This window comes from Inquilinus limosus MP06, from assembly GCF_000767795.1.
In the GTDB taxonomy this organism is placed as follows: Bacteria; Pseudomonadota; Alphaproteobacteria; order DSM-16000; family Inquilinaceae; genus Inquilinus; species Inquilinus limosus_E.
The window spans coordinates 1-8,880 of record NZ_JANX01000237.1 but is presented as its reverse complement, the minus strand read 5'-3'; the positions used below and the strand labels follow the sequence as shown (position 1 = coordinate 8,880).

The 8,880-nt window shown below is 69.9% G+C and carries 11 protein-coding genes; 5 read left to right on the top strand and 6 right to left on the bottom strand.

Annotated features, from left to right (window positions below):
- The 3 genes from P409_RS18265 to P409_RS18255 form a co-directional block, all read right to left on the bottom strand.
- Positions 1 to 526: hypothetical protein (locus P409_RS18265; RefSeq protein ID WP_034840866.1), on the bottom strand; the 526-nt coding region annotated here is incomplete at its 3' end.
- A 77-nt stretch (positions 527 to 603) separates the two neighbouring features.
- Complete coding sequence (locus tag P409_RS18260; protein ID WP_052120880.1) at positions 604 to 1,848, bottom strand: MFS transporter; 1,245 nt, start codon at positions 1,846 to 1,848, stop codon at positions 604 to 606.
- Between the two features lie 285 nt (positions 1,849 to 2,133).
- Positions 2,134 to 2,835 carry an orotate phosphoribosyltransferase gene (locus P409_RS18255; RefSeq protein ID WP_034840863.1) on the bottom strand — a complete coding sequence of 234 codons (702 nt, stop codon included), beginning with the start codon at positions 2,833 to 2,835 and terminating at the stop codon, positions 2,134 to 2,136.
- A 382-nt stretch (positions 2,836 to 3,217) separates the two neighbouring features.
- Here P409_RS18255 and pyrC point away from each other — a divergent pair, with 382 nt between their 5' ends.
- Together pyrC and P409_RS18245 are read left to right on the top strand one after the other, a co-directional pair.
- Positions 3,218 to 4,261, top strand: coding sequence for a dihydroorotase (gene pyrC / locus P409_RS18250; RefSeq protein WP_034840860.1), 1,044 nt, complete (start codon positions 3,218 to 3,220; stop codon positions 4,259 to 4,261).
- Between the two features lie 12 nt (positions 4,262 to 4,273).
- The gene (locus P409_RS18245; protein WP_034840857.1) at positions 4,274 to 4,606 is read left to right on the top strand and encodes a hypothetical protein; all 333 of its coding nucleotides are present in this window, start codon (positions 4,274 to 4,276) and stop codon (positions 4,604 to 4,606) included.
- Positions 4,607 to 4,660: 54 nt separating this feature from the next.
- On the opposite strand, the gene P409_RS18240 is transcribed toward P409_RS18245, so the two are convergent.
- Entirely contained in the window at positions 4,661 to 5,263 is a 603-nt protein-coding gene (locus tag P409_RS18240; RefSeq protein WP_034840872.1) for a DUF938 domain-containing protein, read from the bottom strand.
- Between the two features lie 143 nt (positions 5,264 to 5,406).
- On the opposite strand from P409_RS18240, the gene pcaD reads away from it, so the two are divergent.
- Complete coding sequence (gene pcaD, locus P409_RS18235; RefSeq protein ID WP_034840855.1) at positions 5,407 to 6,183, top strand: 3-oxoadipate enol-lactonase; 777 nt, start codon at positions 5,407 to 5,409, stop codon at positions 6,181 to 6,183.
- Positions 6,184 to 6,190: 7 nt separating this feature from the next.
- On the opposite strand, the gene P409_RS18230 is transcribed toward pcaD, so the two are convergent.
- Positions 6,191 to 6,817, bottom strand: a complete 627-nt coding sequence (locus P409_RS18230) for a LysE family translocator (protein ID WP_034840852.1) — start codon at positions 6,815 to 6,817, stop codon at positions 6,191 to 6,193.
- A 225-nt stretch (positions 6,818 to 7,042) separates the two neighbouring features.
- Here P409_RS18230 and P409_RS18225 point away from each other — a divergent pair, with 225 nt between their 5' ends.
- The gene (locus P409_RS18225; protein WP_034840849.1) at positions 7,043 to 7,936 is read left to right on the top strand and encodes a hypothetical protein; all 894 of its coding nucleotides are present in this window, start codon (positions 7,043 to 7,045) and stop codon (positions 7,934 to 7,936) included.
- Here the strand turns inward: P409_RS18225 and P409_RS18220 are convergent.
- Positions 7,905 to 8,369 (bottom strand): DUF1579 family protein, encoded by a 465-nt coding sequence (locus P409_RS18220; RefSeq protein ID WP_052120878.1) that lies wholly within the window; start codon positions 8,367 to 8,369, stop codon positions 7,905 to 7,907. The two genes, P409_RS18225 and P409_RS18220, sit on opposite strands and share 32 nt — an antisense overlap.
- Positions 8,370 to 8,472: 103 nt before the next feature.
- Between P409_RS18220 and P409_RS38985 the strand changes: the two genes are divergently transcribed.
- On the top strand, positions 8,473 to 8,880 hold a 408-nt coding region (locus P409_RS38985; protein ID WP_034840846.1), incomplete at its 3' end, for an AraC family ligand binding domain-containing protein.

Here is an 8,880-nt window from a genome sequence, read left to right as displayed (position 1 = left end):
CGGCGCTGAGCCGGCGTTCGATCTCCAGCGCCTGCTCGAGATGCGGGGCGAGGCGGTGCAGCAGGCGGAGCTGCGCCGGCTCCCATTCCGGCTGCCGCCGCGACCGCCAGATCGAGACGAGCGCGGGGGTGGCCCGGCTGCCGGCCCGGCCGCGGGCGAGCCAGGACAGGCTGGCGTGCTGGTCCTGCGGCGTCAGGAAATCGGTGTAGAACTCGGTCCGGACATACTCCCGGTCCGGCAGCAGCATGCGGTCGACGAAGACGGACCCGCCGGGCATACGCGGCAGCCAGGACCCGATCGGCAGCAGGCTGTGATAGCGGGCGCCATACAGCTCGACATAGGAGGCGTCGATGCCGCTCACCAGCGCCTGCACCCTTTGGCCCGGCGCGTGGGGGCGCTGCAGCACCGCCGCGTGGCCGCCGAGCAGACGGGACAGGCCGTCGAGAACTCGGGTCCAGTCCTCGTCGCCGATGGCGGCATCGTAGATCTGGCCGATCAGGTCCAGGAGCTGCAGCTCATCCGGCATGGCGGAGCATCACGATGGGGCCCGGCGGGGTGGCGGCGTGTTATAGCACGGCCGCCCGGCCTCGTCCGGCAACACCGCTACTCCCCGGGCGCGGGGCTGGACGACAGCTCGGACCGCAGCCGCGCCATGCCGAAGGCGACGCCGCGCTTCTCCGGCCCGAAGGCGATCAGCAGCGCGATCACCACCGCCACCACCCCGGTCACCCAGGCCATGGCCAGGGCGTAGTCGTTGCCGTTGCCGACGGCGATATGGGTCTGCAGGGTCAGGTTGATCGCCGCCAGCAGGTTGCCGGTCTGGTAGACGAAGCCGGGGAAGGTGCCGCGCGCCTCCTCCGGCGACAGTTCGTTCAGATGCGCCGGGATCACCCCCCAGGCGCCCTGCACCGCGACCTGCATGACAAAGGCGCCGGCGGCCAGCAGCACCGGGCCAGTGGAGAAGGCCCAGAGCGGCAGCGCCGGCAGGGCCAGCAGCGCCGCGACGATGATCACCCGGCGGCGGCCGAAGCGCTCGGACAGCGAGCCGCAGACCAGGCCGCCGAGGATGGCGCCGATGTTGTAGACGATGGCGATCAGGCTGACCTCATGCGGGCCCATGCCGTGCTGGACCTTGAGGAAGGTCGGGTAGATGTCCTGGGTGCCGTGGCTGAAGAAGTTGAAGGCGGTCATCAGCAGGATGGCGTAGAGGCCCAGCCGCCAGTGCCGGCGCAGCGTGTCGCCCAGCGAGATGCCCTCGCGTGTTGCCCTGGTTTCGGTCCAGGACGGGGATTCCGGCACGCTGCGGCGGATGAACAGGACCAGCAGCGCCGGCAGCACACCGATCACGAACATGCCGCGCCAGCCGATCGAATCGAAGAACAGGCCGTAGACGATCGAGGCCAGCAGGTAGCCGGTGGGATATCCCGCCTGCAGCAGGCCGGAGACGAAGCCGCGCGCGTGCACCGGCACGGTCTCCATGGTCAGCGAGGCGCCGACGCCCCATTCGCCGCCCATGGCGATGCCGTACAGCATGCGCAGGATCAGCAGTACGGTGAAGGTCGGGGCGAAGCCGGAGGCGAATTCCAGCAGCGAATAGGCCAGCACGTCGACCATCAGCGTCGGCCGGCGGCCGAAGCGGTCTGCGGCGCGGCCGAACAGGAAGGCGCCGACCGGCCGCATCGCCAGGGTCAGCGTGACCAGCCAGGAGGTTGCCTCGGCCCCGGTGCCGAACTCCTGGGAAATGTCGGTCAGAATGAAGACGAGAAGGAAGAAGTCGAAGGCATCGAGGGTCCAGCCGAGGAAGCTGGCGATCACGACGCTCCGCTGCTGGGCGGTCCATCCCTGCATGTCGGGCCTCTGTGCCGTGGCTGCGGCGGGCCGCGCCCCTTCCACTCGCCCCCGTCGCCTGGCGCCAGCTTCCTCCCGCTTCGGCGCGCGCGTCTCGCGCCGATCGGTCATGGCTCATCTGTGGGAACGGGGCGCCCGGCCGCCATCGGCCGGAGCCACCCCCTCACCCGAAATCGCTGCGCGATTTCGACCTCTCCCCGAGGAGAGGTGAAAATCCCCTCTCCTCGGGGAGAGGGAGGGGCCCGGCCCGCTTGGGCCGGGAGGGTGAGGGGGAGAGCCGGCCCCTCAATCGGTGGGCATCTTGTCGATGCCGCCATGCGCGGCGGACCAGGAGACCGGGTCGTGCAGGAACTTCTCGACCTCGCCCAGCGTCTTCGGGTCGAAATGGTTGCCGGCCTTGCAGACCTCCAGCACGTCCCACCAGGTGGCCAGGGCGTGCAACTCGACCCCGATCGACTCGAAGAACTTCGGCGTGTCCTTGAAGATGCCGTAGTTGAAGACGACGAAGACGTGCTCGACCACCGCGCCGGCGTCGCGCAGCGCCTGGCAGAACTTGGCCTTGCTGCGGCCGTCGGTGTTCAGGTCCTCGACCAGCAGCACCCGCTGGTCCTCGGTCAGCACGCCCTCGATCTGGGCGTTGCGGCCGAAGCCCTTCGGCTTCTTGCGGACATACTGCATCGGCAGGGCCAGCCGGTCGGCGATCCAGGCGGCATAGGAGATGCCGGCGGTCTCGCCGCCCGCCACCGCGTCGATCTTCTCGAAGCCGATCTCGCTCAGGATCACCGAGGTGGCGAAGTCCATCAGCACGCCGCGGATGCGGGGGAAGGAGATCAGCCGCCGGGTGTCGGTGTAGACCGGGCTGGCCCAGCCCGATGTGAACTTGTAGGGCGTCTCGGCGTTGAAGCTGACCGCGCCGGCCTCGAGATAGGCCTGGGCGGTCAGGCGGGCGATGGTCTTGCGGTCGGGGAAGCTGGTCGAGAGGATCATGGCGGGCTCCGGCGGTTAAGCCTGCATTTCTCACACCCCTTGCGTCCTGCGCCGGTTGAACATGCCGACCGGGCAGGAGAGCGGCGCAGCGCGATGCAGCGCATCGCGCAAGCCGTTCGACGCCCCCGGTCGGCATGTTCAACCGGCCCGAAGGGTCGCCTTGCGGCGGCCGCCTGCGGGTGCGGGCCGCTCGACCGTATTGCCGATACGCTCTTCGCGGCCCGCCCCCGCATCCGACTCGCCGCAAGGCGACGCAGGATGCAAGAGGTGTGAGAAATGCAGGCTGAGGGTGTCTTAGGGCCGGGGCAGCCATCCGGCAAGCGAGCTTGCGGTATTTCTACCGCATGGCCATGATCCGCCGGCCGCAGCAGGACACCCCGCGATGACCGACAGCCTGACGATCCGCCGCCCCGACGACTGGCACCTGCATCTGCGCGACGGCGCCATGCTGCGCGCGGTGCTGCCGCACAGTACGGCGCATTTCGCCCGAGCCATCGTCATGCCGAACCTGACGCCGCCGGTGGTGACCACCGCCGATGCCCGCGCCTATCGCGACCGCATCCTGGCGGCGCTACCGGAAGGGGCGCGCTTCACCCCGCTGATGACCGCCTATCTGACCGAGGGCACCGACCCCGACGACCTCGCCCGCGGCCGGGACGAGGGCGTGCTGACCGCGGTGAAGCTGTACCCGGCCGGCGCCACCACCAACTCGCATGGCGGGGTGCGCGACCTCGCCAAGGTCCGCCCGGTGCTGGAACGGATGCAGGCGATCGGCCTGCCGCTCCTGGTGCATGGCGAGGTGGTGGATCCGGAGATCGACATCTTCGACCGCGAGGCGGTGTTCATCGAGCGTCACCTGCAGCCGATCCGGGCCGATTTCCCGGAGCTGCGGATCGTCATGGAGCACGTCACCACCCAGGACGGGGTCGACTTCGTGCTCGACCAGGGCGACGGCCGGGTCGGCGCCACGATCACGCCGCAGCACCTGGTGCTGAACCGCAACGACCTGCTGGTCGGCGGGGTGCGGCCGCACTATTACTGCCTCCCGGTGGTGAAGCGGGAGAATCACCGCCTGGCCCTTCGCAAGGCCGCCACATCCGGCGATCCGCGCTTCTTCCTGGGCACCGATTCCGCGCCGCATCCGGTGCATGCGAAGGAGGCCGCCTGCGGCTGCGCCGGCGTGTTCAACGCCCGGGTGGCGGTCGCCTGCTACGCCCAGGTGTTCGAGGAGGAGGGGGCGCTGGACCGGTTCGAGGCCTTCTCCTCCCTGAACGGCCCGGCTTTCTACGGCCTGCCGGTGAACGAGGAGACCGTCACCCTGGTCCGGGGCGTCGAGGATCTGCCGGAGCGGCTGGCGGTCCCCGGCGGCGGCGACGTGCATGTCTTCCGCGGCAAGACGGTGCCGGGCTGGCGGGTGGAGGCGTAACGGAGTCCTTCGATGATCGACCCCGGGGTCTTCCACGACGCGCCGATCGCCCGCCTGTTTTCAGAGGGCGATACGGTTCACATCGAGGTCGAGGAATTTGCCCTGTCCTCGGTGGAGATGTGCCCGCCGTCGCGCATCTCGATCCGACATTGCCGAGAAGTCCTGCGGGATGGCGTCCCGGTCCCTGCGATGACGGCAGAATCAGAAGATGGTGAGATATACGGGATCGACTGGGATGCCGGCGGCATCACGCTCTCGGTCATATGGTCCAGATACGAACCACATGCCGAGTGGAGCGTGACATACAGGCTCGTCAGAGCCCGCCTGGACATCGCTCCCCTATAGTCAACCGGCCCCCTCCCTGCAGGTATCGACTGTTCCGATCCTCCAAAGCGCCGGTCAAAGCCGGCGGAACACGACGCTCAGATTGCTGGCCGGCATCTCGGTGACCTCGGGGCCGGAGAAGCCGGCCGCGGCGGCGAGGGCGGCGACGGCTTCCAGCTCCCGCAGGCCCCAGGCCGGGTTGCGCTGCCGCAGGTCGAGGTCGAAGGCCTCGTTGCTCGGCGCGGTCGCCACGCCGGCCCGGCGATAGGGACCGTAGAGATAGAGCGGTCCGCCCGGCGGCAGGATGGCAGCGGCGCCGCGCATCAGCCCCTCGGTCGAGGCCCAGGGCGAGATGTGGATCATGTTAATGCACAGCACCGCGTCCGCCGCCGTCACCGGCCAGGAGGGCGAGGCCGCATCGAGCGCCAGCGGCGGACGCAGATTGGCCAGGCCGCTGTCCGCCGCCCAGGCCGCGATGCTGAGCCGCGCCTCCGGATTCGGGTCGGACGGCTGGAAGACCAGCCCTGGCAGCGCCCGCGCGAAATGTACGCCGTGCTCGCCCGAGCCGCTGGCGATCTCCAGCACCGTGCCGGCCGCGGGCAGCACGCCGCGCAGCACGGCGAGGATCGGATCGCGGTTGCGCGCGGCTGCAGGGGCCTGCTGGCGGTGGTCGGTCATCTTCCTCTCGTCGCGCTTCGGCCGCATCTCCGGCGGCGCCATCGACTTCCATAGCCCATCCGGCCACACTGCGTCGCGCGGCACCGCGCCGCGATGAGTCGGGCGCTTCGAGCCTGACCGATCGACCGCCCCGGAGAGCGACCATGCCTTATGCCACCATCGACGGATGCCGGCTGCACTATCGGCTGGACGGGCCCGAGGACGGGCCGCCGCTGCTGCTGTCGCATGCGCTCGGCGTCGACCTCGATATGTGGGAGCCGCAGGTGGAGCGGCTCGCCCGGCGCTTCCGGGTGCTGCGCTACGACCATCGCGGCCATGGCGGCAGCGACACGCCGGCCGGGCCGTACAGCCTCGACCGGCTAGGGCGTGACGCGGTTGGGCTGCTCGATGCCCTCGATATCGCCTGCGCCGATGTTGTCGGCCTTTCGCTGGGTGGCATGGTGGCGCTGTGGCTCGGGATCCACGCACCGGACCAGGTCGGCCGGCTGGTGCCCAGTTGCACCACCGCCTATGCCGGCGGCGCCGCGCTCTGGGACCCGCGGATCGAGGCGGTGCGGCGCGATGGCATGGCTGCTCTGGTCGACGGCGTGATCGGGCGCTGGTTCAGCCCGGGCTTCCGCGAACGGGCGCCGGAGACGGTCGACGGCATCCGCCGCAAGCTGCTGGCGACGTCGCCGGAGGGCTATGCCGCCACCTGCGCCGCGATCCGCGACATGGACCAGCGTGATGCGATCGGCCGGATCCGGGCGCCGACGCTGGTGCTGTCGGGCCGCCAGGACCAGGGCACGCCGCCGGAGCGGGGGCAGGAGATCGTGGCCGCAATCCCGGGCGCACGCTTCCTGACCCTTGACGCCGCCCATATCGCCAATCTTGAGCAGGCGGACGGCTTCACCGCGGCGGTCGAGGAATTCCTGGGGTAATGGACTGCTATGCCGTCGGCCGGCGGGCGGCGGCGAGCAGCAGGCCGAAGCCGATCATCAGGCCGCCGGAGATCCGGTTGAACCAGCGGAGCGGCCGGGCGGTGCGGAAGTACCGGCCGAGGCGGGCGCCGATCAGGGCGTAGATGGTGATCGCCACGACCTCCAGCGCCAGGAAGCTGGCGCCGAGCAGGGTGAAGCTGGCGGCATAGTCCTGCGGCACGACGAATTGCGGGAAGAAGGCGGTGAAGATCAGGATCGCCTTCGGATTGCCCGCCGCGACCCAGAATTCCTGCCGGATCAGGGCGCTGAGCGGCTGCCGTCCCGTGGCCGCCATCCGCTGCGGCGCCGGCGTGTCGGCGCGCAGCAGCCTGATGCCGAGCCAGATCAGATAGGCGGCGCCCAGCCATTTCACCACCGTGAAGGCGATCTCCGAGGCGGTGAGCAGCGTGCCGAGGCCGAGCCCGGCGATCGCGATCATGATGGCGAAGGCGACCAGCCGGCCAGACGCGGCGGCCACCGCGCGCAGCGTGCCGTCGCGGGCGCCGTTCGACAGCGACAACAGGTTGTTCGGGCCGAACGCCATGTTCAGCGCGAAGCAGGCGGGCAGGAAGAGAAGATAGTCGTCGAGCGTCATGATCCGACCTCCGCTGGCACGCCCCGGCCCGCACACCGTGCCAGAGATCGGGCGGCGGCGGAACAGCCCGGCTGAAAGGGTCGGTTCACAGCATTCATTCAGTTTACATCGAATTATCATAAAATCGGATTCGATTCTTTGAAGATTTCGCATCGGGTGCATTGATCGTGGATCACAGGATTCGTCATAATCGCGCCGAACCGAAAGAATTCGGAGTGAGATTCCATGGCGATCTCTATCTCCAGCATCGCGATGCGGGCCTATCTGGGCGGAGTCGAGCCGGTGCTGTTCCGGCTGCGCAAGGAGCAGCGCCTGCGCGTCTGGGGCCTGCGCGCCGCCGACCTGCCGGAAGCGGCGCTGCGGCTGGAGACCGAGCGTTGCGGCGGCGGCGTCCTCTGCCGGCACATGGTGTCGGCGCATCGCGACTATCTGGCGAAATACACGCGGCGCGGGCCGGACGGGCTGGCCCGGCTGTGGCAGGGCACGCCCTGCCTGCTGGATCTCGATGGTTTCACCGATGCCGAAGCCTATGAGAAGGCGATCCGCGGCCAGTCCTTCGGCTACATCCTGCGCGAGACGCGCAAGGCCGCGAAGGCGGGCTATCGCTGCCGGATCTTCGACCGCTTCGGCCAGGGCGACGACATGCGCGACATCGAGGCGTCGAAGCTGTTCCGCTCCGGCGGGCCGGTGCCGCAGGCCTTCGCCCAGCGCTTCGGCCGCGGCAGCGGCGTGAAGGGCGATCCCTGGCTCGATGCGCCGTGCCCGGAGCATTGGGCGGTCGACTGGGGCGTGTTTGTCGACGACAACGGGCGGGAGCGGCTGGTCGGCACCATCGTGCTGCGCCGGATCGGCAACATCATCCGCATCGTCAGCTTCCTCGGCCATGCCGACCACCTGTCCTCCGGCGCGATGAAGCTGCTGTTCGTCGAGATCGTGCGCTGGCTGCTGCGCCGCGAGGATCCGCGGGTGCGGGGCGTGCGCTTCGTCCTCTATGGCGCGCTGGAGCAGGGCGGGCTCGGCCTCTTGCACTGGAAGCGCCGGCTGCTGGTCCGGCCCTTCGTCTTCGCCGACCCGGTGCCGGCCGGCCTCAGCCTCGCCGGTGGAACACGCCGCGCATGATCGGGATGAAGCCGTCCTGTCCGCTCGGGCGGCTCTCGATCTCATGGATGAAGCGGTCGACCCCGAGGGTGAAGACCGACCGGCCGATGCCGCGCGGGGTGCTCTTTTCCAGCATCAGCCGGTCGCCGTCCCAGGCTCCGCGCGACGGGGCCAGAGGCGGCCAGCCATAGCTGTCGAACCAGAACCAGACGATCTCCTGCGCCGCAGGATCGACGGTCAGCACGCCATGCGCGTCGAAGCGGTATCCGCCCGCCCGCTCCTCGCTGAAGTCATGGATCAGTGCCAGGCCGGCCCGGTCGAGGCGGAAATCCCAGCGGCCGCGCGCCGGCCCGCTCGGCCCCCAGGGGTTGGGGAACACCTCCTCATCGCCCTCCCACGCGCCTTCGAGCCGGGCGAGCGATCGGTGCAGCGGGCCGGGCGGCAGGGGCGTCATGGGTGGCCTCGGTTCAGGATCAGGCCCGGACCCTAGCTGGGCGCCGTGCGGCGTGCTAACGGGAATTGACCCCATAATTGCTCATTCTGGCCAACCCGCGTCGATGGAGATCCGCCGCTTCCGCCATGACGGCCGTTTCGACGGGCCGATCCACGCCCATGACCGCGGCCAGCTCTTCGCCCTCGACCACGGCCTGGCCCTGATCCGCAGCGGCGCCGGCGACTGGATCATGCCGTCCGGGCGGCTGTGCTGGATGCCGGCGGGCGTGCCGCATGGCGTGCTGACGCTGGGACCGGTGGCCGGCACCAGCTTCTATCTCGATGCGCTCGGTCTGCCGTCGTGGCCGGCGGTGCTGCGGCCGCCGCCGCTGGCCCTGGCGCTGCTGGGCCGGATCACCGAGATCGGAGCCGGAGGATCCCGGCCGCCGGGACCGGCTGCTGGCGGTGCTGCTGGACGAGCTGCGCGGCGCGCCGGAAGAGCCGCTGCGCCTGCCGACGCCGCGCGACCCGCG

Excerpts from the sequence above, each read along its gene's own strand:
- P409_RS18220 (WP_052120878.1), bottom strand. The coding sequence starts at position 8,369 with ATGACGCCCCTGCCGCCCGGCCCGCTGCACCGATCGCTCGCCCGGCTC.
- pyrC (WP_034840860.1), top strand. The coding sequence starts at position 3,218 with ATGACCGACAGCCTGACGATCCGCCGCCCCGACGACTGGCACCTGCAT.
- P409_RS18230 (WP_034840852.1), bottom strand. The coding sequence starts at position 6,817 with ATGACGCTCGACGACTATCTTCTCTTCCTGCCCGCCTGCTTCGCGCTG.
- P409_RS18240 (WP_034840872.1), bottom strand. The coding sequence starts at position 5,263 with ATGACCGACCACCGCCAGCAGGCCCCTGCAGCCGCGCGCAACCGCGAT.
- P409_RS18255 (WP_034840863.1), bottom strand. The coding sequence starts at position 2,835 with ATGATCCTCTCGACCAGCTTCCCCGACCGCAAGACCATCGCCCGCCTG.
- P409_RS18260 (WP_052120880.1), bottom strand. The coding sequence starts at position 1,848 with ATGCAGGGATGGACCGCCCAGCAGCGGAGCGTCGTGATCGCCAGCTTC.
- P409_RS18245 (WP_034840857.1), top strand. The coding sequence starts at position 4,274 with ATGATCGACCCCGGGGTCTTCCACGACGCGCCGATCGCCCGCCTGTTT.
- pcaD (WP_034840855.1), top strand. The coding sequence starts at position 5,407 with ATGCCTTATGCCACCATCGACGGATGCCGGCTGCACTATCGGCTGGAC.
- P409_RS18225 (WP_034840849.1), top strand. The coding sequence starts at position 7,043 with ATGGCGATCTCTATCTCCAGCATCGCGATGCGGGCCTATCTGGGCGGA.